General features: G+C 44.4%; 21 protein-coding genes. 12 read left to right on the forward strand and 9 right to left on the reverse strand.

The window, feature by feature from the left end; translation table 11 throughout:
- Positions 1-320 precede the first annotated feature (320 nt).
- The gene (gene pabB / locus F0228_RS10095) at positions 321-1694 is read left to right on the forward strand and encodes an aminodeoxychorismate synthase component I (protein ID WP_171762204.1); all 1374 of its coding nucleotides are present in this window, start codon (positions 321-323) and stop codon (positions 1692-1694) included.
- Between the two features lie 89 nt (positions 1695-1783).
- Here the strand turns inward: pabB and F0228_RS10100 are convergent, their stop codons facing one another.
- A complete protein-coding gene (locus F0228_RS10100) occupies positions 1784-3502 on the reverse strand; it encodes an ATP-binding protein (RefSeq protein WP_061031623.1) in 1719 nt (572 codons plus the stop codon).
- 1 nt (position 3503) lies between these two features.
- Positions 3504-4046 (reverse strand): heme NO-binding domain-containing protein, encoded by a 543-nt coding sequence (locus F0228_RS10105; RefSeq protein ID WP_061031624.1) that lies wholly within the window; start codon positions 4044-4046, stop codon positions 3504-3506.
- Between the two features lie 281 nt (positions 4047-4327).
- On the opposite strand from F0228_RS10105, the gene F0228_RS10110 reads away from it, so the two are divergent.
- The 3 genes from F0228_RS10110 to F0228_RS10120 all read left to right on the forward strand — a co-directional run bounded on the left by F0228_RS10110 (position 4328) and on the right by F0228_RS10120 (position 7973).
- The gene (locus F0228_RS10110; RefSeq protein ID WP_061031625.1) at positions 4328-4927 is read left to right on the forward strand and encodes a CoA pyrophosphatase; all 600 of its coding nucleotides are present in this window, start codon (positions 4328-4330) and stop codon (positions 4925-4927) included.
- A 309-nt stretch (positions 4928-5236) separates the two neighbouring features.
- Entirely contained in the window at positions 5237-6490 is a 1254-nt protein-coding gene (locus F0228_RS10115; RefSeq protein WP_061031626.1) for an aromatic amino acid transport family protein, read from the forward strand.
- A gap of 121 nt (positions 6491-6611) precedes the next feature.
- Positions 6612-7973 (forward strand): L-serine ammonia-lyase, encoded by a 1362-nt coding sequence (locus tag F0228_RS10120; RefSeq protein WP_061031627.1) that lies wholly within the window; start codon positions 6612-6614, stop codon positions 7971-7973.
- Between the two features lie 92 nt (positions 7974-8065).
- On the opposite strand, the gene F0228_RS10125 is transcribed toward F0228_RS10120, so the two are convergent.
- Positions 8066-9208, reverse strand: a complete 1143-nt coding sequence (locus F0228_RS10125; RefSeq protein WP_029405473.1) for an aromatic amino acid transport family protein — start codon at positions 9206-9208, stop codon at positions 8066-8068.
- Between the two features lie 747 nt (positions 9209-9955).
- Between F0228_RS10125 and F0228_RS10130 the strand changes: the two genes are divergently transcribed.
- Positions 9956-11578: a methyl-accepting chemotaxis protein gene (locus tag F0228_RS10130; protein ID WP_171762205.1), complete on the forward strand. Its 1623-nt coding sequence runs from the start codon at positions 9956-9958 to the stop codon at positions 11576-11578.
- A gap of 109 nt (positions 11579-11687) precedes the next feature.
- Here F0228_RS10130 and F0228_RS10135 read toward each other — a convergent pair whose 3' ends face one another.
- Complete coding sequence (locus F0228_RS10135) at positions 11688-13178, reverse strand: SulP family inorganic anion transporter (protein WP_171762206.1); 1491 nt, start codon at positions 13176-13178, stop codon at positions 11688-11690.
- A gap of 596 nt (positions 13179-13774) precedes the next feature.
- Between F0228_RS10135 and asnS the strand changes: the two genes are divergently transcribed.
- On the forward strand, positions 13775-15175 hold the full coding sequence (gene asnS, locus F0228_RS10140; RefSeq protein ID WP_116870352.1) for an asparagine--tRNA ligase: 1401 nt from the start codon (positions 13775-13777) through the stop codon (positions 15173-15175).
- A 129-nt stretch (positions 15176-15304) separates the two neighbouring features.
- Here the strand turns inward: asnS and F0228_RS10145 are convergent, their stop codons facing one another.
- Together F0228_RS10145 and F0228_RS10150 are read right to left on the reverse strand one after the other, a co-directional pair.
- Entirely contained in the window at positions 15305-15511 is a 207-nt protein-coding gene (locus F0228_RS10145) for a hypothetical protein (protein WP_061031632.1), read from the reverse strand.
- 138 nt (positions 15512-15649) lie between these two features.
- Positions 15650-17050 (reverse strand): PLP-dependent aminotransferase family protein, encoded by a 1401-nt coding sequence (locus tag F0228_RS10150; protein ID WP_171762207.1) that lies wholly within the window; start codon positions 17048-17050, stop codon positions 15650-15652.
- A 219-nt stretch (positions 17051-17269) separates the two neighbouring features.
- On the opposite strand from F0228_RS10150, the gene F0228_RS10155 reads away from it, so the two are divergent.
- From F0228_RS10155 to F0228_RS10165, 3 genes are all read left to right on the forward strand, one after another.
- Positions 17270-17569 (forward strand): hypothetical protein, encoded by a 300-nt coding sequence (locus F0228_RS10155; RefSeq protein ID WP_063522463.1) that lies wholly within the window; start codon positions 17270-17272, stop codon positions 17567-17569.
- 299 nt (positions 17570-17868) lie between these two features.
- The gene (locus tag F0228_RS10160) at positions 17869-19371 is read left to right on the forward strand and encodes an HD domain-containing phosphohydrolase (protein WP_116870350.1); all 1503 of its coding nucleotides are present in this window, start codon (positions 17869-17871) and stop codon (positions 19369-19371) included.
- 202 nt (positions 19372-19573) lie between these two features.
- On the forward strand, positions 19574-20764 hold the full coding sequence (locus F0228_RS10165; protein ID WP_061031636.1) for an amino acid aminotransferase: 1191 nt from the start codon (positions 19574-19576) through the stop codon (positions 20762-20764).
- Between the two features lie 103 nt (positions 20765-20867).
- Here F0228_RS10165 and F0228_RS10170 read toward each other — a convergent pair whose 3' ends face one another.
- Positions 20868-21512, reverse strand: coding sequence for an outer membrane beta-barrel protein (locus tag F0228_RS10170; protein WP_105059336.1), 645 nt, complete (start codon positions 21510-21512; stop codon positions 20868-20870).
- 150 nt (positions 21513-21662) lie between these two features.
- On the opposite strand from F0228_RS10170, the gene F0228_RS10175 reads away from it, so the two are divergent.
- Entirely contained in the window at positions 21663-23552 is a 1890-nt protein-coding gene (locus F0228_RS10175) for a DUF294 nucleotidyltransferase-like domain-containing protein (protein WP_061031638.1), read from the forward strand.
- A gap of 5 nt (positions 23553-23557) precedes the next feature.
- Complete coding sequence (locus F0228_RS10180) at positions 23558-24274, forward strand: 3'-5' exonuclease (protein ID WP_116870349.1); 717 nt, start codon at positions 23558-23560, stop codon at positions 24272-24274.
- 81 nt (positions 24275-24355) lie between these two features.
- Here F0228_RS10180 and F0228_RS10185 read toward each other — a convergent pair whose 3' ends face one another.
- Positions 24356-25048, reverse strand: coding sequence for an MOSC domain-containing protein (locus tag F0228_RS10185; protein ID WP_171762208.1), 693 nt, complete (start codon positions 25046-25048; stop codon positions 24356-24358).
- Positions 25049-25113: 65 nt separating this feature from the next.
- Complete coding sequence (locus tag F0228_RS10190) at positions 25114-25356, reverse strand: hypothetical protein (protein WP_105059333.1); 243 nt, start codon at positions 25354-25356, stop codon at positions 25114-25116.
- 87 nt (positions 25357-25443) lie between these two features.
- Between F0228_RS10190 and F0228_RS10195 the strand changes: the two genes are divergently transcribed.
- On the forward strand, positions 25444-26256 hold the full coding sequence (locus F0228_RS10195) for a helix-turn-helix transcriptional regulator (RefSeq protein ID WP_171762209.1): 813 nt from the start codon (positions 25444-25446) through the stop codon (positions 26254-26256).
- Positions 26257-26266 lie beyond the last annotated feature (10 nt).

Genomic DNA, 26266 nt, shown 5'->3' on the forward strand with positions numbered 1-26266 from the left:
ATAAAAGCGTTTTAATCGCGGCGAGGGGGAAGTAGCCTAGTCACTCTAAGCAAATCTCCCTCAACAAAGAGTAAAACGCTTTTAGCCGAACCCTTCGGGCAGCGTTTGCTGGTCATTTCTACTACGTTATCGGCCTCTCATGTAGGCTAGCTACACGTCGACGCCTCTGCCTTGTATAAAGGCCCAGCAACTCGCTGCAAAAATCAGCTCGAAAGATCAACACGCCCTAATCAAGAACCCATTTTATTTTCAATTTATGATACTCTTGCTTCCTCTCACAAGCCATGCAGTGATCGAACTCTTTGTCACAAATTAAACAAATGAATAACAACGAATTTCGCGCTATCCAAATCAAGCCGCTTGAATATCAATCAACTTTGGCTAAACAGCTGTTTTCTCATATCGAAAACCTGCCGTGGGCAATGCTATTACGCTCCGCTTCAGAAAGCCACGTTGATAGTCGATACGACATTTTAGTTGCTCAACCCATCGCCACCTTCGAAACAATCGGTGCAAAAACCACCATTAATGTTAAAGAGACGTGCGAGGTTTCAGATTCCGATCCTTTTGAGCTACTCGACCAATATCAACAACAGTTGTTACCTGCTACTAATGGGCATTCAGACTTACCATTCGTAGGCGGCGCGTTAGGTTACTTTAGCTACGATTTAGGCCGCCGAGTGGAAATACTTCCGGCTACCTCAACACGTGATATTGATGCACCCGATATGGCGGTGGGTCTGTATGAATGGGCAATTGTGGTTGACCACAAGTTGAAAACAGCCTGTGTGGTTGGACAAAACATCGAAGTTCACTGGGATTGGTTATCTCAACAACAAGCTCAACCTAGCGTTGAAGAATTTAGCCTAACGACACAGTGGCAATCGAACATGAGCGAGCAGAGCTACGCAGATAAGTTCGATAGCGTTCAAGAATATCTGTTGTCTGGTGACTGTTACCAAATCAACTTGGCTCAGCGCTTCAATGCCAAATACCAAGGTAGCGAATGGTTGGCCTACGAAAAACTTGAGCAGTACAACTCAGCTCCGTTTTCTGGTTTCATCCGTTTGGCGAACAGTGCCATTATTAGTGTCTCACCAGAACGCTTCCTAGAGCTAAAAGATAACGTTATTGAAACGAAACCGATCAAAGGTACTCGCCCCCGTTCTGATGACCATGTGATCGATGACTCAAATGCACAAGACCTAGCGAGCGCGGATAAAGACCAGGCTGAAAACCTGATGATTGTCGACCTGCTTCGTAATGATATCGGTCGAGTGGCAAAGCCAGGAACGGTTCATGTCCCTAAATTGTTCGATATTGAAAGCTTCCCTGCTGTGCATCACTTAGTGAGTACAATAAGGGCCGACCTTGATTATCAATACTCAGCGACAGATCTACTGAGGGCTTGCTTCCCCGGTGGTTCTATTACTGGTGCACCTAAAGTTCGTGCAATGCAGATCATCGAAGAACTGGAGCCACATAGACGATCTGCTTATTGTGGAAGCATTGGCTATATTAGCCGAAACGGCAGAATGGACACCAGCATTACCATCCGAACTTTAGTGGCGGAGAACAATACGCTTTACGCTTGGGCTGGCGGTGGTGTGGTATTCGATAGTGATTGTGCGTCTGAATACCAAGAGACGCTGGATAAGCTAAGCCGTATCCTACCCGTGCTTGAAGAGTGCTAGGTTAACTAAACGCTAAAAGTATAAGAAAGCCGAAGTCATCTAAATGATCACTTCGGCTTTTTAGTCTCTCAAATAATATATGGATACTATCAGGCGGCATTGGACGGAGTCATGCCCCACTTCTTGAGCATATCTTTAAGGTCGTTGGCAGTGTATGGCTTACTCAGAATGTCATCCATACCACACTGAATGCAGCGTTCACGCTCTTCTAAGGTCGTTCCCGCAGTCAATGCAACAATAGATCTTTCATAGCCTTTCTCTCTGAGTTTCTCTGTTGCTTCAAAACCATCCATCACTGGCATACGGCAATCCATAAATACAATGTCATACTCATTATGAGATGCCAATTCCAGCCCCTCAATACCATTACTGGCGATGGCTGGCTCTATCTCATGCTTACGTAACATCTGTTGGATGATGATCTGGTTCATCTTAATATCATCAACCACCAACACTTTAAGTAATGACAGTTCGACCTCAGTTTCAAAGCCTTTCGATACTTGGTCGCTTTCTGTTGGCATATCGACCACTTGAAGCGGAACCGAAATAGTAAAGGTGGTGCCAGTACCTACAACACTGGTCACCCCAATGTCGCCACGCATCAACGCCACTAACTTACGGCAAATAGCTAAACCAAGGCCTGTACCTTCATAATTTCGGCTACTCGAATTATCCGCCTGTGTAAAAGGTTCGAAGAGTGTTTTGTGGGCGGATTTAGCAATCCCAACCCCAGTATCTTCCACAGAGAAAACGAAATGCTCGTTGTCCCATTCAATATCAACGTTCACATGCCCCTCTTCGGTAAACTTAATCGCATTACCGATGAGGTTTACAAAGAGCTGAGTAATGCGCTCTAAATCGCCTTTGAAGTGAGATGGAACATTTGGTGCCACGCTGATATTAAATTCAAGCTGCTTCTCTTTGGCTCGATTCGTAAAGATGCTTTCAATGGTGTTTCTTAAATCAAGTAGTGCAAACTTCTTTGGAATCAGCTCCAACATGCCCGCATTGATTTTGCTGTAGTCCAATAAGTCATTGATGATGGTCCTTAAAAACTCACCTGATTGACTTAGGTTATTCACAATTTCACGTTGGGAACTGTTGAGCTCGGTATCACTGATTAATTCAGCACTTCCCAATAAACCGTTGAGCGGCGTTCTTAGCTCATGGTTAATCATCGCCACAAAATCGCGCGTCGCTCGTTCAGATTCCTCTGCTCGCTTACGAGACTCAATATTTCGATTGATAGCTAATTGGTGAGTAATGGCACTGCAGATAAGATCTGTAACCAATAAGAGTTGGCTCTCGATAAAATCGACATCTTGTTCAGATAGGTTGACCTTTACGATCAATGCTCCGACGATAACCTTCTCAACTTCAAGCGGTACAGTGAGTAGATCACCTTCCCATTGTGTTTCTCCGATTTTTGGGTCGAAATCACCAACCGATGCATCACCATAATCGTAGGTTTGAAGTTGTGGAAGCAGCTTCGATGGCAATATTAAGCGGCTAGCTTCAATAAGGTAACTGTTTGTCACGTTTGTGGTCAGTTGAGACAGCATCACATCATCTAAGTCGCTTCGAAGAAACGCGCGACCAAAATCTATCAATAGATTATCAATTTGCTCTTGAAACTCGATACGACGAATGTTCGCGTTGGAACGTTTTTCCAACTGCCGCAGGGCAAGCTCCAGCTGTTGGTTGGCTTCGAACAATTCAAGACTTTTTTGCTCCAACAGAGCTTCAGCCACTTTGCGGGCGGCTATTTGGCGCTTTAGTTTGCTCTCTAGCGCGGTTACCAAACTCATATTACTTTTCTACTTTGAGATTAAACCTAACCACACTTTGGTCATCATTTTGAGGTGTCATGTCCACTGCAATCGATTCGCCATGGTACTCGGCACATCCCTCGATTAGCCCTAAACAAACATGAGACATGCATCGTGCGCTTTTATAATCGAAAACAAGCTGGGCTTCTGTTGTCGTGATAAAGCTAAACTCCGGTGGCTCTGCGTCTGGGTAGAGCTTTTTCACTTCAACGTGAATGTAACGCTCAACGTGCTGGATAAATTGGAACGTCGTATTGCTGTGTTTGAGACTCGCTTTATTAGGAATTGAAGCCAATAGATTCTTAAACACCGATTGGCCAAACACTCGTTGCAAGCTGGCGGCGTCAATATCCGTTTTTTTACTTAGGTTAATGATGAGCTTCACTAGATCTTTATGGTCATAACTACCAACCGATGTGTAGATCCCCTCATCTTCCGACATTTCTAGCACTTCTTCCAAAAGCTCTAAACCGAACTTATCTTCAACAAGCTCTAAAAATTCGGTGAATATGATTCCTTTCATCTCATACCTTTTGATCTATTTCTTTTTAGAATGAGCCACTAAGTTGTTGTTATCAAATTCTTGATCAAAAAAAGTACGTTTTCTTGGTTAATTTTATGACCTCGCCCAAGTTGACTCTCCCATATGCTCATATTGAATATAGCAAAAACCGAGAAACAGTAAGTAGCCAAAGCAATCACAGGCAGTTCTAAAGGTTAACAGCTCCGATGATGGTTAGGTTGGCGTTCCACTGTCGGTTGTGCCTATACTTAAAGGCATAATAATCAATATATTGGTATGTTATGAACCGAGATAATTTCCTTCAGCAGTTTCAGCTTAACCCTCCTGCTGGTTATCACCCTGAATCAGTAGAGCGCGTTTCTCATATTAGTGATGATGAATTGCGCAAAGCGGCCGTTGTGGTCGGTTTAGTTGAAAGGGAAGATGGTTTACATGTCATTTTTACTAAAAGAGCGGCTCATTTAAAACATCACCCGGGGCAAGTTAGCTTTCCTGGCGGTAAACATGAGCTTTCCGACCCATCTATGCAATTTACTGCACTTAGAGAGCTTCATGAAGAGGTAGGAATTCGATCGGATCAGGTTAAAATTGTTGGGCAATTACCCACCTTGAGTACTATTAGTAAATTTTCTGTTACGCCGATTGTCGCATTAGTCGATCCTGACTATAAACCCATCATTGATGAGAACGAGGTTGCGTCCATTTTTGAAGTCCCAGCTACCTATGTTTTAGACCAAGCGAAGCTGCATAGCCACACAGTAAACTTTAAGCAAATCAAACATCGTGTTTTCGCGATGCCCTTCGAAGAGCACCTTATATGGGGCGTCACGGCACAAATCATCCAATCATTGCAGCAGCATGTAGTGCAACAAATTACATAGCAACTACGTTTTGTTTAATCTCTGTTAACAAACGCTAGCCTTTCTATGGAACAGATTTATTAATGCAATTTTACGCAAACGTTTACTTGGTATAAATCTGTACAACCACCCCTTTCGGATAAAAAAAACTAATGCCAGACATGAACATAAATCACATGTAGCACGGCATTTTCGTGATCAAAAATCCGTTTTTCGCATATCATGTGACACGCCGTTTCATTACATGATTTAGATCTATTTTTTGCCGAAGAAAATTCTGCAGAATTAGCCCCGACTTATTTCCTGTTCCCAAAAAATGAGTAATTTAACATGAACACAACAACTTCTTCGGCAAATGCCGTTAAAGATTCAAGCAAGTTTAACTATAAAGATTTTACCTGGTGTTTATCACTATTCGGTACAGCAGTTGGTGCTGGCGTACTATTCCTTCCAATTAAAGCTGGTGCGGGTGGTTTTTGGCCATTAGTTATCCTAGCTCTTATTGCTGCACCAATGACTTGGTTCGCACACAAATCTCTAGCACGTTTCGTACTGTCTGCAAAAAACCCTGAAGCTGACATTACAGATACAGTAGAAGAACACTTCGGTAAGACCGGCGCAAACCTTATTACTTTCGCTTACTTTTTCGCTATCTACCCAATCGTTCTGATTTACGGTGTTGGTATCACAAACACTGTTGATTCTTTCCTAGTAAACCAAATGGGCATGGAGTCTATTCCTCGCCCTCTTCTTTCTGGTGCACTTATTCTTGCTATGACAGCGGGCGTTGTATTCGGTAAAGATCTAATGTTGAAAGCAACTTCAGCAATGGTTTACCCACTAGTATTCATCCTACTAGCACTGTCTTTCTACCTAGTTCCAGATTGGAACACTTCAATGATGGAAGTAACGCCTGAATGGTCAACAATGCCTTCTGTTATCTGGCTTGCAATTCCAATCATCGTGTTCTCTTTCAACCACAGCCCAATCATCTCTCAGTTCTCTAAAGAGCAACGTCGTGTATACGGTGAAAACGCAGTTAAGAAAACTGACGCTATCACTGGCGGTGCGGCAATGATGCTAATGGGTTTCGTTATGTTCTTCGTATTCTCTGTTGTACTTTCTCTATCTCCAGAGCAACTAGCAACAGCGCAAGCACAAAACATCTCTGTACTTTCTTACCTAGCTAACGTTCACGAGTCTCCACTTATCTCTTACATGGGTCCTCTAGTAGCGTTCGCAGCAATCACTTCTAGCTACTTCGGTCACTTCCTAGGTGCTCACGAAGGTCTTGTTGGTCTAATCAAGTCTCGCTCTGGTTCTTCAGTAAGCACTATCGAAAAAGTATCTCTAGCGTTCATCGTTGTGACTACTTGGATTGTTGCAGTAATTAACCCAAGCATCCTAGGCATGATTGAAACAATGGGTGCTCCAATGATTGCAGCTATCCTGTTCCTAATGCCTGTATTCGCGATGAACAAAGTACCAGCAATGGCTAAGTACAAAACTTCAGCACCTGTACAAATCTTTACAGCTTTATGTGGTCTAGCGGCTATTAGTTCTGTAATCTACGGCGCTCTTTAATCTATAAGCAGCTTTTATAAGATGCCTTTCATCTTATATCGCGAGATTAGACACAAAATATAATGATAATAAATGAGCCTCCCTACTCCCCTTGGGAGGCTCTCTTTTTGAGGTAATCGCTATGATTAGTGTATTTGATATCTATAAAATCGGTGTTGGTCCATCGAGCTCGCACACAGTTGGACCAATGAAAGCGGGTAAAGAATTTATTGATGACCTACGTTCAATGGGAAAATTGCGCGACATCACTAAAATCACCGTGGACGTATATGGATCACTATCACTGACAGGGAAAGGTCACCACACAGATATCGCAATCATCATGGGTCTTGCTGGCAATACTCCTGAGCGTGTTGATATCGATTCTATCCCGGGCTTTATTGCTCGCGTAGAAGAAACTGAACGCCTTCCTGTTGGCATGCACTGTCACACAGTTTCGTTCCCTCGCGATGGTGGTATGAACTTCCATACTAGCAACCTTTCTCTACACGAGAACGGCATGAGCATCCACGCGTGGATTGACGACGAAGTTGCATACTCAAAAACTTACTACTCAATTGGTGGTGGTTTCATCGTTGACGAAGAGAACTTCGGCAAAGAAGAAGAGAACCCAATCAAAGCACCTTACGAATTCACAACAGCTGAAGAGCTAGTTAATCAGTGTAAAGACAGCGGTCTTTCTATCAGCACTCTGGTTATGAAAAACCAAGCAGCTTTCCACTCTGACGAAGAGTCTCGTACTTACTTCGCAAACATCTGGAAAACAATGCGTGAGTGTATGGATCGCGGTATGAATACTGAAGGTATCCTGCCTGGTCCACTGCGTGTTCCTCGCCGTGCTGCTGCACTACGCCAACAGCTAATGACTTCAGAAAAAACAACAAACGATCCAATGTCTGTTGTTGACTGGGTAAACATGTTCGCATTCGCAGTAAACGAAGAGAACGCAGCTGGCGGTCGTGTAGTTACTGCACCAACAAACGGCGCATGTGGCATCATCCCTGCTGTTCTAGCTTACTACGATAAGTTCATCCAAACTGTGACTGAGAAAGACTACATCCGTTACTTCGCGGCTTCTGGCGCTATCGGTGGTCTTTACAAGCGTAATGCTTCTATCTCTGGTGCAGAAGTTGGCTGTCAGGGTGAAGTTGGCGTGGCATGTTCTATGGCTGCTGCTGGTCTTGCTGAGCTTATGGGTGGTAGCCCTGAGCAAGTATGTATGGCTGCGGAAATCGCAATGGAGCACAACCTAGGTCTAACATGTGACCCAGTTGCTGGCCAAGTACAAGTACCATGTATCGAGCGTAACGGTATTGCTGCTGTAAAAGCAATCAACTCAACTCGTATGGCACTTCGTCGTTCTTCAGCTCCTACTGTTTCTCTAGATAAAGTTATCGAAACAATGCTAGAAACCGGTAAAGACATGAACGCTAAATACCGTGAGACATCTCAAGGTGGTTTGGCTGTTAAGGTTGTTTGTTAATCGACTCTCGCTAACAAACAAGCAAAAAAAGGAACGCATATGCGTTCCTTTTTTTATGTCTCAATATCAGCTGCTGTTCAGCACAGCAATGGTTAAATCACTTGAGAGATAAGTAAGAAGCAACCAAACAACAATGAGAAAAGCATCATTGGTTTGCCACCTTCTGCGCTGTACCTGTCTTCTGCTACTTTCATAAAGCGTTGCTTGTGAACCATGACCAGAGGTACGAATACCGCCAAGAACACCAGAATGATGCCAGCGTAGTTCAGCACTTGTAGAAACTTATCCGCAGCCAGTAGTGAGCCCGCTAATGGCAGGATAAAGCTAATGCAGTAAGTCACCGCTGTATTTTGGTTGAACATGTCTCGGTTTTGGTTGAATAGCGACATTGCCACACCAAAGAACGAAGTCAGCAGCGCCAAACCAGTGAAGATAGATAGCACAGTACCAACCCATGGCGACTGAGCTTCAAATGCAGCCATCAAGTCAGATACATTGTGGAAGCTTCTAAACTGCTCTTCACTCAAGTTACCTACCACGGCAAACAACCAACATAGGTAGCACACTAAAGGAATAAGCGAGCCTACAATCACCATATTACGAAGCTGTTTATCGGTTGCTTCATGGTTGTAAGAAACCAATGTTGGAATCACGACCATAAAGCCAAAGCTGGTGAACAAGATTGCACTCGTTTTAATTAGGTCTACATGATTGTGACTTGTTACCTGCATTAAGTTATCTTGCGTCATGCTTGGCGCTAAAAACGCCATCGTTGCAAACAAACTTGCTAGCATCACGAAGAACAGTGCACGGTTGAGCTTATCAATCACGCCTGTTCCACTCGCCACAACAGCACCGGCAATCAAGGTAAAAGTAATTTGACTCGTTGTTGCAGTAATATCGACACCGAGGTTAGACAGCAGCTTACTCAGCAAGTCACCTGCACCTAAGATATAAGCCATTAGCAAGCAAATCAGTAAGGCGTAAAGCAGACCATTGGTGATCAGCTGCCCTTGTTTGCCTAGTGTCTTTCTAGCGATAGAGTTTAATCCTAAGCCACCACCCGCTTTGATGGTTGCTTCAAGAAGTAGTAATGCGGCATAAGTGGTACCGAAACAGATCAGAACCATTAGCAGTGTGCCGTAAAGCAATCCGAATTGAGCTAATACCATTGGGATTGCAAGCATACCAGCACCAAGAGCGGTACCAGCGATAATTAGGGAGCTACCCATCATTTTAATATTCATTGTCTTTAACTTATTTATTTAGTTTTTAATAGGTGTAGTTCTCTGTCATCAACCAAGATGCAAAGAAAATTCGAAAGAAGTTAAGCTTTAAAACGAATATCGATAGGAGCGATAAGCGGAGTTAAATCGCGAAAAGGCAGTAGAAAACGAGTAGTACAAGCGAGAGTATAGAGAGGTGTGATCAGATGAAGAAGCCATGTTCTGATGTGGTGACCCTTCTGTGGGTTCGATGATCGGTGATGTAATCTTGAATTTCATGTATGTGTCCAATATCAATAAGTCACATTCCATATTATTTAAAGCAGCGTATCCGTTGCTGCCCTTCCTCTATCATTAGAGGTGACTTCATATTATCGAATGAACTCTGAAACACAACGCTATAACCACATTTTTTGCTATTAAATTGAACAAAATAAGCATTTGGATATTAATTAACCACCAAACATCAAAAAACAATAATCATTATTAATAGAAGACTTGTTAACTAATAAAACTCAACCATCCAAAATAGTACTTTTATTCGCACCAGCTTCGACTCACTTGCTAGGCGAAACTATCAAAATCGGCTCCTTACTCTTTAGATGTTCCAATTAGACCTCAGTGATTATACAAACTCGCTACATCACAGAAACAAAACCACAACCGGAGTGTGGTCACATTATTCGATATACCCCATAGGTGGTAAGGACTCTTGCCAGTACAGTATCCGCGTCATCAGAATTAATAAAAACACCTATGCGCTCAACAATAACCTTCAAGATTTTGGTTGCTCTTGCCATTGTATTTACCTTTTTACTGGCAATATCCACCTACTTTCAATACTCCCAACAAAAACAACTGGTTAATTCCGTTCTAAGTGAACAACTTCACGATAAAGCGAGCAACTATTTCGATAGCCTTAATATGATGATGCTGACAGGCACCATGGCACAGAAAGAAACGCTGCGTCAGAAAGCGTTAGCGCAAGAAGGCATTGAAGACGTTCGAGTATTACGTGCCGAAGCCGTAAGTAAGTTGTATGGTCCAGGCAATGACAACCAAACACCTGTTGACGAGATTGATAAAAGAGCCTTGTCAGGCGAAACCGTCATCGAGCCATTTTCTGCTGACTGGGGTAAAGGCTTGGTGATAGCTCTACCAATGAAGTCGAGTGAGAATTATCGTGGTACCAATTGTGTCGCGTGTCATATGGCACCAGAAGGTGAAGTATTGGGAGCAATTCGACTAGAGTACAATCTGAGTCATGTTAATTCGCTGATTAACACTCAAACTATGGCTGCGATCGGTATCATGGCAGTGATCTCCTTCGCTGGCTTTGTGCTGACGATGGGGCTGATTCGTAAAATCATTGTACGCCCGCTTCAGCAAACCTCTCGCTTTATGACTCAAGTCAGCAGCGATAAGGACCTTTCCACTCGCCTACCGGAACAGAGCCAAGATGAAATTGGCACTCTGGCGAAATCAATTAACTCGTTTATGGGCACAGTATCAAGCAGTTTGGAACAAGTACAAGATACCTCTCATAAGCTGAACGCGTCTGCCAATCAACTGACGAGCGTCGCACAAATTACTGAGCAAGCCGCCAGCGACCAGCAGAATGAGACCGCTGAAGTACAAAGTAATGTTGAAGGAATACAAGCTCAGCAGGTCAATGTAGAACAAGCGACATTAACCGCATCTGACCTCATCAATCACACTTCGGATGTGGCATGTAAAAGTGCGAACCAAGCCCATGATGCAAGTAGCGAGATAAAGAACCTTGTCACTAGTATTGAAGAGGTGAAACACAAGATCACCACACTCAACGAACAGACAGGCGAAGTGTCTTCGATATTGAGTGTGATCCGTGGCATTGCCGATCAAACCAACCTTTTAGCACTCAATGCTGCGATAGAAGCTGCGAGAGCAGGTGAACAAGGCCGAGGATTTGCAGTCGTTGCGGACGAGGTTCGCCACCTCGCCTCTCGAACAGCAGAGGCCACGGGCAGTATTGAATCAATTATTCACCAATTCCAACAAGGCAGCGAAGAGTCATTAACCTCTGCCGATCGCGTGTGCGAACAAGCACACCAAAGCTCTACCGACATTGATGCACTCTCTATTGAAATGAATAGTGTTGTCGAAGAGATGAAACAGGTGCTCGCCCATGCGCAGAACATTCAACAACAGACGCAATCTACTACCCAGGCAACCAAAGATGTTCAGCAGAAAGTTGAAACCATCACATCGCACGCTAACGACACATCACTATCAGCAGGTGAGACGCGTAATATCAGTACTGATCTAGAAGAGCTGTCTGACCACCTAGAATCCCTGATTAATCAGTTCACGTTATCTTGTACCAAAGACAAAGCCTAAACCGAGAACAGTACCTAACTGTCACCCAACAAAAAAGCGCTCAACCACGAGCGCTTCACCTTTCTACGTAGCCATTACTTAGGCTATGAACTCTATGTTTAAACAGCCGCTAGTGCGTAATCGACACCGCTGATAAATCTTTATGCTTGTGGTACATCGCATGTTTGAAGATTAGCTTACCACTGACCTCATCCATGCCAGATACATCGACATAAGCCCCTTTCTTACGAAACTTGAAGACCACCTTATCGAGCGCTTCAACCGAGGTGTTATCTAAAAATGACGCCTCAGAAATGTCGATCGTGACCAACGACGTCGCCTTGTCGTAATCGAACAAATCAACAAAGGCATCAGAAGAAGCAAAGAACACATGCCCCTTAACTTTATGAGTGGTATGCATTTGATTGGTCACGACTTCATCGGAGATAAAGACCATAGACTTGCTCGTGTGAGCATAAAATAGGGCCGAAAGCACCACGCCAACCGCGACACCAATCGCTAGGTTATGAGTAAAGACAACCACCACAACCGTTGCCAGCATGGTGACATTGGTCGGTAAGGTATGATCTTTAAGTTCGACAATCGATCGCCAAGAGAAGGTACCGATCGATACCATGATCATCACAGAGACAAGTGCCGCCATCGGTATCAGCTTTAACCAGTCTGCAGCGAACACCACCATGAGCAATAGAACCACACCTGCAATCATGCTGGATAGTCTAGTAAGGCCGCCAGACTTAATGTTAATGATCGACTGACCTATCATCGCGCAGCCCGCCATACCGCCAAACAGTGACGCAACAATGTTCGCGACACCTTGCCCTTTGCACTCGTTGTTCTTATTACTTTCGGTATCCGTCAGATCGTCAACAATGGTCGCAGTCATCAAGGATTCCAGTATGCCAACGACTGACAAAGCGATGGAATATGGAAGTATGATTTCGAAGGTATTAAGTGTGAATGGAATATTCGGAATTAAAAGCACGGGTAACGAATCAGGAAGTTTGCCCATGTCACCAATAGTTCTCACTTCTAGGCCAAACATCAAACTGATGATGGTGAGCACAATAATCGCCACCAAGGGTGATGGAATTGCGCTGCCCAATTTCGGTAAGTAAGGCAGTAAGTAGATGATCGCTAATCCTAATACGACCAACAAATATACGCTTGAAGGTACGTTGGTAAGCTCCGGCAATTGAGCCATAAATATAAGAATAGCAAGCGCGTTCACAAATCCGGTAATCACAGATTTAGACACGAAATTCATCAAATTACCCAGCTTCAAATAGCCTGCAACAATCTGAATGACACCTGCAAGAAATGAAGCTGCCAGTAGATAGTCGAGTCCGTGCTCTTTGACTAAAGTCACCATCAATAGCGCCATTGCTCCTGTCGCACCGGATATCATCCCCGGACGGCTACCCACTAAAGCGGTGACAACACAGATACAGAATGAAGCGTATAAACCCACCTTAGGGTCGACGCCTGCGATAATGGAAAATGCGATAGCTTCAGGGATCAATGCAAGTGCAACGACAATCCCAGATAATGAATCTCCTTTAATATTTGATAACCAGTGTGTTTTTAAATAATTAAGCATGTAATTCTCTTTTACTTGTACAGCCTATCCTGCCTTGTTCAGACATATTGTATTCGACTGTTTTTCATGAATGAGCGAGCGCTCGAAAAGTGCGGGTGTAGAGAGAATGCAGGGGCTAAGGCGGCGTAATTAACACGTGAATATTAAACTCCTCTGGTGATTCTTTAATTCGCAGCAAAGTGAATTCGCGACAAACAAAGAGGGTGAATGGTCTCCTAGATAGGAGAAACCGCGACAATATAGTGTGAGGTTCAATGTAATCACACAATCATTATTGGAAACAAAGATTACAATGGAGCAGCGACCAACTCATCACAGGCGTGGCACGTGACAACATGCAAGAAGTGGAAACAGACTAAGAGATCGAACAAAAAACCAACCCTTATTGGGTTTTATGGCTGACATACACAATATTTCTTTCTACAAGCAAGAATAAAGGTTGAAGCTCTCCGTATGACAGGTAATATGTTCCATTGATTTAAAAAGTTTATACAACTCAATGTTTCGATTGTTTTTTGTTCAAAATGTAGCGAACTATAAACAATCAATTGCAAACATTGCGTTGAATTTGTCCCTCAATGGAGAATGAAACCAACATGACTTACGCGCCTGTAAAAGACGTACTTGGCGGCAAGCTAGCAGTAGACAGTGAAGTAACTGTTCGCGGCTGGATCCGTTCACGTCGTGATTCCAAAGCTGGAATCTCTTTCCTTGCCATTTATGACGGCTCTTGTTTCGACCCGATTCAGGCCGTGGTCCCTAATAATCTTAATAATTACGAAAACGAAGTACTAAAGCTAACGACTGGCTGCTCTGTTGAAGTAACAGGTAAGATTGTTGAGTCTCCAGCGAAAGGTCAAGATTTTGAGCTTGCTGCAACTGACGTTAAAGTTGTTGGTTGGGTTGAAGACGCAGAAACATACCCAATGGCGAAAACTCGTCACTCTATCGAATACCTTCGTGAAGTAGCTCACCTACGTCCACGTACAAACGTAATCGGTGCAGTAGCGCGTGTTCGTAACTGCCTATCTCAAGCGATCCACCGCTTCTACCACGAGCAAGGTTACTTCTGGGTATCTGCTCCGCTGATCACTGCTTCTGATGCTGAAGGTGCAGGTGAAATGTTCCGCGTTTCTACGCTAGACATGGAAAACCTACCTCGCACAGAAAAAGGCGATGTTGACTACAACGAAGATTTCTTCGGTAAAGAGACATTCCTAACAGTATCTGGCCAACTAAACGGTGAAGCTTACGCTTGTGCACTAAGCAAAGTTTACACGTTCGGTCCTACGTTCCGTGCTGAAAACTCAAACACAAGCCGCCACCTAGCTGAGTTCTGGATGGTTGAACCTGAAGTTGCTTTCGCGGATCTAGAAGATATCGCTAAGCTATCTGAAGACATGCTTAAGTTTGTATTCAAAGCCGTACTAGAAGAGTGTCGTGACGACCTTGAGTTCTTCGCTCAACGTATCGACAAAGAAGCAATCACTCGCTTAGAGCAGTTTGTAACTTCTGATTTCGCACAAGTAGACTACACTGACGCAATCCAGATTCTTCTAGATTCAGGTCGTGAGTTCGAGTTCCCGGTTGAATGGGGTATCGATATGTCTTCTGAGCACGAGCGTTTCCTAGCTGAAGAACACTTCAAAGCGCCAGTAATCGTTAAGAACTACCCGAAAGACATCAAAGCATTCTACATGCGTGCGAACGATGACGGTAAGACGGTAGCGGCAATGGACGTACTAGCACCAGGCATCGGCGAAATCATCGGTGGTTCTCAACGTGAAGAGCGTTTAGACATCCTAGACGAGCGTATGCGCGAAGTAGGCATCGACCCTGAGCACATGAACTGGTACCGCGATCTACGTAAATACGGCACAGTGCCTCACGCTGGTTTCGGCCTAGGCTTCGAGCGTCTAGTATCTTACGTAACAGGCATGGGCAACGTACGTGACGTTATCCCATTCCCACGTACTCCTCGCTCTGCAAACTTCTAATTCCGCATTAAGCTCGAATTAAAAGAAAGAAAATAAAAACCTCCGCAATAGCGGAGGTTTTTTTTATATTCAGAATACAAACGAAAAAGTTATTAGGAGTCATGCTACACCAAGCTCCTGATAGGTGTGCTAATCAACATCTTGATTACTAGCGTACTTTATTGCCAAGCCACAGATCGCCATCATCACGAATGGAATCGCAGCGGTGGTGTACTCCGCCCAAGCCATATCAGCGAATGCTTTTGCCAATAATACATGGCCAAGAATAAGTAGAAGCGCACACACAATCGCGACAACAATCAGCTTCAATTCATTTCCCATAGTCATCTTCAACATAACAGTCTCTCCAATATTCGGTCTACCGTTATTGAATCACAACTCTGTAGTCAATAAGGCGTACAGTTTCGCCACATTAAAACCGTACAGTTAGCATTATGTCGTTTTTTATGAGTCAGTTAGCGTTTAGGTCGGCACTTAATTCGCTAACTGATGTGCGAGTTTTCCAAGCAGTTTCAGGGCTTGCTCTCTTTCTTGAGTCAGTTCATAAGAGAAGTTCAGTCGAATAGCGTTATCCACACTACCCTGCTCACTAAACAAATCACCCGATGCGACACTTATCCCCTGTGCGATCGCTAGTTGATGAAACTGCTGGCTATCGAAACCAGCAGTGAAGCGTATCCAAATAAAATAGCCACCAGCGGGTTCTTCAAGCTGAATAGAGTGTGGGAAATATTGTTTGATGACCTCTAAAAAGCGTGCTTTTCTCTGCAAGAGATTCTTACGTAATTTACGCAGATGATTATCGTAGCTTTCATGAGTTAGAAAATGTGCGACACCAAGCTGAACTGGCGCACTACTAGAGAGCGTGGATAGCAGTTGCAACTTCTGAATCGCATCGTTGAAGCGAGTGTTGACCACCCAACCCACGCGGTAGCCAGGGCAAAGACTTTTTGAATAAGAACCACACAGCAAAACCGAATCCGTTTTATCAAACGCCTTCAGAGGCTTAGGTTTGTGTCCTTCATAGTAAAGATCACCATAAACGTCATCTTCAATAATGTAGGTATTGTGCTGCTCTGCTATCTCTACAACGCGGCGTTTAGCTTCGTCTGATAGACTTGTGCCTGTCGGATTTTGAAAAGTCGTCATCAGCCAACATGCTTTCACATTATGGTTCTTCAGTACGCTTTCAAACTGTTCAATATCCAATCCGTTGACTGGGCAAACATCCACTTCTATCGGTTTGAGCCCTAACCTCTCTACCGCTTGCAAAGCGCCATAAAATGCCGGCGATTCAATCACAACATAGTCGCCAGATTGAGTCACGGTTTGCAGGCTCAAGTTCAGAGCTTCCATCGCACCCGAAGTAATCACAATATCTTGATGGTTAACCGTAATTCCTTGCTGTAGATAACGCTGTGCTATCTGCCTTCTTAAAGATTCACTTCCAGGTGGTAGATTGTTAATGACACTGGCACCCGTCATCTTCCTGCCGGCGCTGGCTAGATTACGAGTTAAGGTAGGTAAAGGAAAAAGGTCTGGGTCAGGAAAAGCGGAGCCAAAAGGAATGACGCCTTCTGCTGAGCTGGACTTTAAGAAATCGAACAAGCGATCATTAATCGCCTTCTTCTCTCGTGCTACTGGCGCTTCGTAGTCAACGCCGTCGACCTTAGGGGCGACAAAGTAGCCAGACTGAGGCTTGGCAATGATCCAACCTTCACTTTCTAACAACTGATAGGCTTGTAAAACAGTACTATTACTGACGTTATAGTTACGACAACTCATGCGTACAGAAGGGATCTTCTCCCCTGAACGCCACGTGTTATTAGCGATCTGAGTCCGAATATCCTTTGCAAGCTCTTCATAACGCGCCATCTAATTGTACTACCTAGATAAATTCCTGTGGACGGGTGATCTTATCATTAACGTGATCAACTATTGCTTCTATCCATATGATTGCACCTAATTTCTATAATTGTGTGAATTGGTTCACAGATAACTTTGTAAGCTTTGCTAAGTTTGTACCCAAGGTAAGAGCTAAATTCGCTTTACGCCTCAATAATTTGATGTAACCCAAAAACATGCGAGATAACAATGAAAAAAATAGAAGCAGATCAGTTAAGTTATAAAGGAGAGTCAAACGGTGTTCACAGTTGGACAACACCGAGTGGCCAGCCATACTACTGGCACCCAGATTGGCTCCATATTGCTGAAGATGCGACAGGCTCACATCCAAAGCAGAAGCTAGATGTAGAGCAAGATCAAGCACCTACTGAAAAGCACGCGGTATCTGCAATTCTTAAGCACATCAACCAATGGGCAGCAGACAAACTGGCGTCACACCCAGAGATTGAAACTGGTTCAATTGAAGCAGAAATCAATCTGAAAAAGTAACCGCCTTTTAATAATCGTTAGGTCGCGTTGTAGCAAATCTTCTCAGCTCTCATCGCAACCTCATCGACGTAATAGCCTCGAGACTCAACCGAGGCTATTCAAACCTCTTCATAATAACGCTGTAATATTCCCCACCTAGCTAACAAAAATCCAACACTAACCACTTTCTTGTATCAATCCGCGAAAGCTATCGATAGAATTTCCGGTCTCATTCATGTCATCTATGTTAATCGTGCGTGCGTCTTTATCCGTCAATCAATCTAAGGCTCATGTAAATCAACAAGAACAAAGGCTTATCGATGGATACTTCTAACTATAATAAATCGCTAACGACCCAGTTATACGCTATCGCCGGGGTGCTCTTTGGCACTTATGGTAGCCGAGTGTGTCCGATGCTTGAGAGCCTATCCACACTTGAGATTTTCACTCACGTCAGCATCGTTTTTGTCTTGGTTTGGCTTGTTCGTCACTTTTTATTCGCCAATCACGCTTTGGTTAAGCAAGGCAGGTTTGCTCAGCTTGATACCTTTCTGTTCTTTGCAGCGAGTATCCCATTCGCACTGTATTACAACCTTAGCTACGAGTTCACCGTAGACAGTAATCTAAAAGTCTTATTTGGAATGAGCTTATTTGGCTTCTTTACCGGCACCATTCTCCAGCTAAGCGCCAAACTAAAGCAAATGGACGATATGGAAGCCACAGGGACGTATGATTTTCAGCTGGTCGGTGAAAGAAGCTCGCTAGTTAAACAGATGATTGGCTTGGTGATGGTACTTCTTGTCACACTGACGACCATGCTAACCATGATTGCAGTCAAAGACATATTTTGGCTGGAACACAATCCAGCCCGCTTACTCGATGGCACAGGCAAGATCAGCGTAATCAAAGAATTCATCTATTTAGCACTTGTATTAGGCGGCTACGCTATTGTCATCATGACACTGTGGAGCAAGCTGATTAAGCGTATTTTGCTTAGCCAAGAGTGCGCATTAAACAAGGTGACAAATGGAGAGCAAGGTGTCCGCCTGCCTATTTTCGGCTATAACGAACTTGGCTCAATGGCATCCATGACCAACACCATGCTCGATAGCTTGGAAACAGCGCAAAACGAAGTGAAAACCACACGCGATGTCGCGATTGTCAGTCTATCTGCACTTGCCGAATCGAGAGATAATGAGACAGGCGCGCATATCCTTAGAACTCAAGAATACGTTAAGGTACTCGCACAAGAGCTTAGTAAGTCTGAAACCCATTCAGCCTTGTTAACTCCAAACTATATCGAACTGCTTTATAAGTCTGCGCCACTGCATGATGTTGGCAAGGTAGGCGTTCCTGATAGCGTGCTGTTGAAACCGGGAAAATTGACTGACGAAGAGTTTGAAATAATGAAGGGGCACCCTGCTATTGGCGCTGAAGCCTTATCTATCGCTGAAAAGCAGCTCGGGAGCAGTTCTTTCTTAAGAGTGGCGAAAGAGATTTCCCTGACTCACCACGAGAAATGGAATGGCAGCGGCTATCCAAATCAATTGTCTGGCGAAGACATCCCTTTATCTGGTCGTTTAATGGCATTAGCCGATGTTTATGACGCATTAATCTCTAAACGCGTCTATAAGCCAGCATTTACACATCAACAAGCCAAAGCGATCATTTTAGAAGGTGAAGCTTCTCATTTCGATCCGCAAGTTGTTCAAGCCTTTTTAGCCGTCGAAGACCTTTTTGTTGAAATAGCGGCCACTTACAAAGATGGAAAAAACGAAGAAAACGAACTGGAGAGAGAAAGCCTTATTACTTCCACCGCATAATCTTTTCAAAAACCACTAACTTCTTGCACCCTATAGGTTAATCCGTAGGGTGTTTTGTTATCAAATACCCTCTTTAGTCAATAAATCTGATTGAAATGGATTTTTTTTGGTCTTTCTGTTCACTTCGTATTGTCTTAAAAATTCCATACAGGTATAACTACCCATAGATACTATCCCCTCTCAATTGACATGGATGAAGATTATGTTTGAAAAAGTGTTAGCTGCGCCTGCCGACCCTATCCTCGGCCTTACTGAAGAGTTTAAAAACGACTCTCGTGCAGAGAAAATCAACCTTGGTGTTGGCATCTACAAAAATGAAGATGGTCAAACGCCAGTACTTAAAACAGTAAAGAAAGCAGAAGCTGCACTTCTTGAAAACGAAAAAACCAAATCTTACCTAACGATTGAAGGTACAGCTGAATACGGCCTAGCAGTACAGAAGCTACTTTTCGGTTCAGATGCAGAAATCGTAAATTCTCAACGTGCTAAAACAGCACAAGCTCCGGGTGGTACTGGTGCTCTACGTGTTGCAGGTGAATTCATTAAGCGCCAACTTGGCGATGTGAAGATCTGGATCAGCAACCCAACTTGGGCTAACCACAACGGCGTATTCGCTGCTGCGGGTATCGAAACAGCTCAGTACAGCTACTACAACGCTGAAACAAAAGACAAAGACTTCGCTGGTATGGTTGCAGACCTAGAGAAAGCATCTGAAGGTGATATCGTTCTTCTTCACGGCTGCTGTCACAACCCAACAGGTATTGACCCAACAGCTGAAGAGTGGGAAGTACTGGCTAAGCTCGTTGCTGAGAAGAAGCTTCTTCCACTATTCGACTTTGCTTACCAAGGTTTTGCAAAAGGCGTTGAAGAAGATGCTGCTGGCCTTCGCACTTTCGCTAAATACAACAAAGAGATTCTAGTCGCGAGCTCGTTCTCTAAGAACTTCGGTCTGTACAATGAGCGTGTTGGTGCATTCACTTTGGTTGCTGAGTCTGCAGACGTAGCAACAACAGCATTCTCTCAAGTTAAGAGCATCATTCGCTCTATCTACTCTAACCCACCAGCGCACGGTAGTGCTGTCGTAACTCACATCCTTGGCGATGCTGGTCTACGTGCTGAATGGGAAGCGGAAGTCGCTGAAATGCGTGACCGTATTCAAGAGATGCGCGAACTGTTCGTTGCAACACTGAAATCTGAAGGTGTTGATGCAGACTTCACGTTCATCGAGCGCCAAAACGGCATGTTCTCTTTCTCTGGTTTGAGCAAAGAGCAAGTAAACCGCCTAAAAGACGAATTCGCAATCTACATTGTTGGCTCTGGCCGCATCAGCGTAGCGGGCATGACTAAGTCAAACATGGGCCCTCTATGTAAAGGTATCGCTGCGGTTCTTTAATCGTAACAATACCAAGTCTGCTCTTGCAGACACTTAGATATGCAAAAGCCAGCGATTAAGCTGGCTTTTTTGTAGCTGTCGTAACGCATTAGATTTAATTCTATTAGTACTCGAGGAAGAACTCGACACCTAACTCATTCGTCCTCTCACTTACGCCTGTGCTCCCCTCACCATCTCTATGTTGGTATGAGCCACCAATCGCAAACTTGTTGGTCACTAAATAACGTAAACCTAGGTGGTAAATCTCTTCATCGAATAAATCGCTGCGGTTAAGTTGCACGCTACCGTTCGCAATCCAACGTTTAGCAAAGCCATAGTTAAGCTCGGCTTTAACACCTTGGACAAATTCCGTGTCCGACTCTAAGGTCTCGTTGGTGCCATTCAGCTCAACTTCCCCTTTAGTCACACCAAGCAAATAAGAAGCGACAATATCCAAGTCTTTCTTGATGCTATAACGATAACCCGCACCAGCCATTAGTGTATCAATACGAGTAGTACTCTCGTCAGGGTGGATGAAACGCGCGCTATAATCACCAAGCAGTAACCAATCATCGGTCATGGTGTAGCTAATACCTAATCCAAACGCCGATGCATTATTATTGCCCCCAGCGTCTTCGTTTAAACTGCCTGAATGCGCCGTTGCATAAACGTGGTCGTAATCAAGAATATCCACACTGTGAGTGTCTGCCCACAAACTTGGAGAAAACATAAAAACTGCAGATACAAAACTAAGCTTCCACTTCGACATTCCCATCATCCTTAAACTGTCACTCCATTATTTGAAAGGTTAGTCTATCCCTAAGACTTTAAAAAGGTTTTAGCTCACAGATTGATTTGTGACGGCAAATTATTATCAAATGTTGTACCATGAAATCATACAAACCAATGGATGATTACTATGGATGCTGAGTTATTAGAGATTCAAAACTTTCTGGCGCAATACCCCCCTTTCAATGAGCTCCCTGAGGAGATGTTGACGAAAGTGACCAGTAGCGTGGAAATTTCTTATTACCGCCAAGACACACCTATCATTCACTTTGGTGATCAAATTCATGACCTGTATATGGTTCGAAGCGGCGAAGTCGAAGTCTATCGTCGTAAAGGCGAGCTGTATAACCGCCTTGATGAAGGCCATCTGTTTGGTCAAATGGGCCTGCTTACCAACAATAAGGTACGCTTCCCAGTAAAAGCGACCGAAGATACGCTGCTCTATTGCATTCCTGAGCCTATTTTCCAAGAACTCTACGATAACTACGACTCTTTTGCGGATTTCGTAGAGGTTGAGGATAACGCGCGCTTACGTCAGGCAAACTCAAGTAATAACGATGCCAACGACCTCACGACATCTAAAGTGAAAACGCTGCTGACCAGCGAAGCGCCGATGATTGAGAAAACGCGCACCATTCAACAAGCGGCCACCATGATGGCGGAAGAGAATGTCTCTTCCTTGCTGATCATCGACCCTGACATCGTTGAAGATGATGAAGACGACTCAACGCCCGTTATCGGTATTATTACAGACCGAGATTTGTGCACTCGCGTACTGGCAGAAGGTCTAGATCCATCCGATGAAGTCTCTAGCGTGATGACACCTGAGGTTATCTCTCTTGACCACAATGCCTATGTATACGAAGCCATGATGACCATGCTTCGCTACAACGTGCACCACTTACCTGTTCTGAAAGATAAGAAGCCAATCGGTATTATCGAAGCGACCGACATCGTCCGTTACGAATCTCAAAACTCGCTGCTCTTAGTAAGTAGTATCTTCCAGCAACAAAGCATCGAAGATCTCAAAGTGCTCTCTGAGCAAGTGAAAGACAGCTTTGTCCGTCTCGTTAACGAAGATGCCAATGCTCACATGGTTGGCACCGCAATGTCGGTAATTGGTCGTAGCTTTAAGCAGCGTATTATCGAACTCGCGGAAGAACAGTTAGGCAAATCACCAATTCCATATTGTTTCCTAGCATTAGGCTCTATGGGGCGTGATGAACAACTGCTGGTGACAGACCAAGATAACGCCATCATTCTTGACGACACCTACGACGAAGCAAAGCACGGCAAGTACTTTGAAGCACTCTCAAAATTCATTTGTGACGGCTTAGACCAATGTGGTTACGTGTATTGTACGGGTGACATCATGGCGACTAACCCAACTTGGCGCATGACACGCAGAGAATGGGAAGAGTGCTTCGCCGACTGGATTGATGATCCAAACCCGAAAGCGCTATTGAACGCATCGATCTTCTTCGACCTAGATGGTGTTTATGGCCGCCTGAAATGGGCAGAGCAACTAAACAGCTTTATCGTAAGACGTGCACGTAAGAACAACCGCTTCCTGGCATGTCTGGCACGTAATGCGCTCAACCGTACTCCGCCACTTGGTTTCTTTAAAGACTTCGTAATGGAGAAAGATGGTCGTCATAACAACTCCATCAACCTCAAACGACGTGGTACGGCTCCTCTCGCCGATTTGATTCGAGTTCACTCTCTTGCGGTGGGCTCTCGCTCTAAAAACTCATTTGAGCGCTTAGACGACATTATCGACGCCGGTATTTTGCCAAAAGGCAGAGCACAGGATCTTAAGGACGCAATGGAGTTCATCTCTCTGGTGCGCATTCGCCACCAAGCGCACGATGTTGATAACAATGTTGAGCCGGATAACAACATCGAACCGGAAAACCTGTCTGATTTTGAACGTCGTAACCTTAAGGATGCGTTCCAAATCTTAAGTAATGCGCAAAACTTCCTTAAGTTCCGTTACCAAGCCAGTAACAAGTTTAAGTAGGGCCTATGAACAAACTATTCAGATCACCCGCGGTCGATTGGCCATTTAAGTTTGCTCAAAAGCTTGAACGTGCCCAGGATGAACGCTTAAAACAGTTCTACAGCCAACCGCTTCCTTCGCCTGACACACCACTTTCAGAGGTGATGTTCTTAGCGTTGGATTTCGAAACGACTGGCCTGAACCCTTCTAAAGATGGGATCATAACCATTGGCTTGGTGCCATTCACCCTTAACCGAATCTACCTGCGACAAGCAAGGCACTGGACATTACGCCCAAGTCAGAAGCTAGAAGAGGAGTCAGTGGTAATCCACGGTATTACCCACAATGACATCATCGATGCACCGGATCTTGATGAAGTGTTGGATGAAGTATTGCAAGCGATGGCTGGTCATATTCCAGTTGTTCACTACCGTCGTATCGAGCGAGATTTCTTAAACAACGCATTGAAAGTGCGATTGAATGAAGGCATCGAGTTTCCGGTGCTGGACACGTTAGAGATTGAGTCTCAGATCCAGAACAAGCTGGCTGGCGGCCTGTGGAATAAATTAAAAGGTAAGAAGCCTGGTTCGGTTCGGCTGGGGCAAAGCCGTCGTCGATACCACCTGCCCGACTACACGCCACATCATGCGCTTACTGATGCCATTGCAACTGCAGAGTTGCTTCAAGCACAAGTTGCTCATCACTTTTCGCCTGATATGCCGCTGAAGAGTTTCTGGCTATAACGGCAATTACGAAGCTCATCTCATCAGACTTAAAAAGCCCGCTATATCTCAATAGCGGGCTTTCTCTATCTAACGACTGGTTTATACCGCTGTAGGCCCAACCAAGCGCATTTCCCAATCTTCGACTTTACCCGTTTCGAGGCGACGTGCAACAAGCGCTCCCCAAGACTCAACCAATGGCAATACCGTCATTTGACTTAATAAGTCTTTATCTAAACTTCCTGTAAAAACTGCCCCCATGATACGAGCAAGCGACCAATCAGGATAAGGACGCTCGCACAGTATGATCTCATCACCTGCACCGATCTCGCCCTCTTCTAACACTCGGAAATACCAACCGGTTCTGAGTGTGTCTTGCAGCCTTTTTGCCATATCGTGTTGGTCAAAACGCACATTGAGCTTCCAACAAGGCATACGCCCTTGCGATACTTCCAACAAAGTAGACCCAATACGGATTTTATCTTTTAAGCAAATCGATTGTTCGGTCACGCCGCTTGAGCTGATGTTCTCTCCAAAAGCGCCAGCTGATTGAAAAACACCTTTGTCGCCCAACTCCTGTTGCCAAACTGGGTAATATTCGCTTGGGTAGATATGAAGCGCTTTCTGAATGCCGCCATGAAAACGCGGATCACCTTGCTCATCATTGGTAAAACCTAGCTCCGTTGCGTGTTGACGCTCCAACAATACTTGTTTGTTGATGGCACTTTTTGCACCATGTGCGAAAGCGACCGTTTTACCTGCCAATACATTGTTTACCACGCCTAACTTCTTCATATCTCTCCCTTCTTGTCTCAATCTTATTGTTCTTTCTGCGAGAATATTGTCTTCTACGAGCAGTACTATCGCTCGCCTAATGATCTAAATATCGGAATCGCCGCCAACACTTCAATACTCTGGTCGGTGCTTTTGAGGTAGCGAGTCTCACTATCAGAAGCCAACACATGACGCTGATAGCCCTCTTCGATTGGAAACTTAGCTAATACAGTATCGAGTGATGTTTCACACTTTCTGCGGTCGATATTCTCAATATCAACTTTAAACAAAAGCTGGTTTTGTTTGGATATCTCTACTTGAAAGCGCATGCTCGTATCCTCTCGGCTTCATTCTATTTGTCGAGCATGATAGCCTAGGGTCGCTCCGTCAGAATAGGGACATAAGGACACTTAACCATGCTAACCCGCCAAATCGATTCTCGTACTGGAGTGGTCACCTCCAACAAGATGATGGTCGCCAATCCGAACTCGCCCGCGCTCGTTAAGACTATCGACATGCCGAAAGGTTACATCGATGCGATGCACCAACACACATGGCATCAAGTGATTTTTCCACTCAAAGGTTTGCTACAAACTCAAACAGAACACTATCAACACCTTGTGCCGCACACATCAGCTTTGTTTGTACCTGCCGGTATTTCACATGAATCTATCGCATTGAGTCATACCACGTTTGTTGGTATTTACCTTAACCCAGCCTTTGGAACTAAGTATGAGCCCGAGGTTCGAACCATTGCACTTACTCCCTTTTTGAACGAGCTATTGCAAGAAATTCGCAGACAGTGTGAGGGATTGGTGAGCGATGAAGAAGTGTCTCGCCTACTGTCCGTATTGCACGACCAAATAATGAAAGACAACGTACAGACATTTCAGCTGTTGTTGCCTCAAGACAGGCGCTTGAAGTTGATATTTGAGGCCCTCACTGATGAGCCAAATTTAGATTTATCGCTCAAAGCGTGGGGAGAAAAAGTAGGTGCATCCGAGCGAACCTTGTCGCGTTTATTTTCAAAGGAGTTCAACACCTCATTCCAGCTGTGGCGTCAACAAATACGACTGATTTACTCATTGTCCCTGCTAGACGAAGATGACTCAATACAAAGTATTGCTGATCAAGTGGGTTACCAAAACGACTCCTCTTACATCAAAGCCTTCAAAGCGACTTTCGATGTCACGCCACAGCAGTTTCGCTTTAATGGGCGTCGAAGCTAAGAACGCCCGC

The sequence above is a fragment of the Vibrio sp. 99K-1 genome, from assembly GCF_013114585.1.
GTDB classification, from domain to species: Bacteria; Pseudomonadota; Gammaproteobacteria; order Enterobacterales; family Vibrionaceae; genus Vibrio; species Vibrio chagasii_B.

Bases quoted from the DNA above. Each gene is read 5' to 3' on its own strand.
- pabB (WP_171762204.1), top strand. From the start codon at position 321: ATGAATAACAACGAATTTCGCGCTATCCAAATCAAGCCGCTTGAATAT.
- F0228_RS10100 (WP_061031623.1), bottom strand. From the start codon at position 3,502: ATGAGTTTGGTAACCGCGCTAGAGAGCAAACTAAAGCGCCAAATAGCC.
- F0228_RS10105 (WP_061031624.1), bottom strand. From the start codon at position 4,046: ATGAAAGGAATCATATTCACCGAATTTTTAGAGCTTGTTGAAGATAAG.
- F0228_RS10110 (WP_061031625.1), top strand. From the start codon at position 4,328: ATGAACCGAGATAATTTCCTTCAGCAGTTTCAGCTTAACCCTCCTGCT.
- F0228_RS10115 (WP_061031626.1), top strand. From the start codon at position 5,237: ATGAACACAACAACTTCTTCGGCAAATGCCGTTAAAGATTCAAGCAAG.
- F0228_RS10120 (WP_061031627.1), top strand. From the start codon at position 6,612: ATGATTAGTGTATTTGATATCTATAAAATCGGTGTTGGTCCATCGAGC.
- F0228_RS10125 (WP_029405473.1), bottom strand. From the start codon at position 9,208: ATGATGGGTAGCTCCCTAATTATCGCTGGTACCGCTCTTGGTGCTGGT.
- F0228_RS10130 (WP_171762205.1), top strand. From the start codon at position 9,956: ATGCGCTCAACAATAACCTTCAAGATTTTGGTTGCTCTTGCCATTGTA.
- F0228_RS10135 (WP_171762206.1), bottom strand. From the start codon at position 13,178: ATGCTTAATTATTTAAAAACACACTGGTTATCAAATATTAAAGGAGAT.
- asnS (WP_116870352.1), top strand. From the start codon at position 13,775: ATGACTTACGCGCCTGTAAAAGACGTACTTGGCGGCAAGCTAGCAGTA.
- F0228_RS10145 (WP_061031632.1), bottom strand. From the start codon at position 15,511: ATGTTGAAGATGACTATGGGAAATGAATTGAAGCTGATTGTTGTCGCG.
- F0228_RS10150 (WP_171762207.1), bottom strand. From the start codon at position 17,050: ATGGCGCGTTATGAAGAGCTTGCAAAGGATATTCGGACTCAGATCGCT.
- F0228_RS10155 (WP_063522463.1), top strand. From the start codon at position 17,270: ATGAAAAAAATAGAAGCAGATCAGTTAAGTTATAAAGGAGAGTCAAAC.
- F0228_RS10160 (WP_116870350.1), top strand. From the start codon at position 17,869: ATGGATACTTCTAACTATAATAAATCGCTAACGACCCAGTTATACGCT.
- F0228_RS10165 (WP_061031636.1), top strand. From the start codon at position 19,574: ATGTTTGAAAAAGTGTTAGCTGCGCCTGCCGACCCTATCCTCGGCCTT.
- F0228_RS10170 (WP_105059336.1), bottom strand. From the start codon at position 21,512: ATGTCGAAGTGGAAGCTTAGTTTTGTATCTGCAGTTTTTATGTTTTCT.
- F0228_RS10175 (WP_061031638.1), top strand. From the start codon at position 21,663: ATGGATGCTGAGTTATTAGAGATTCAAAACTTTCTGGCGCAATACCCC.
- F0228_RS10180 (WP_116870349.1), top strand. From the start codon at position 23,558: ATGAACAAACTATTCAGATCACCCGCGGTCGATTGGCCATTTAAGTTT.
- F0228_RS10185 (WP_171762208.1), bottom strand. From the start codon at position 25,048: ATGAAGAAGTTAGGCGTGGTAAACAATGTATTGGCAGGTAAAACGGTC.
- F0228_RS10190 (WP_105059333.1), bottom strand. From the start codon at position 25,356: ATGCGCTTTCAAGTAGAGATATCCAAACAAAACCAGCTTTTGTTTAAA.
- F0228_RS10195 (WP_171762209.1), top strand. From the start codon at position 25,444: ATGCTAACCCGCCAAATCGATTCTCGTACTGGAGTGGTCACCTCCAAC.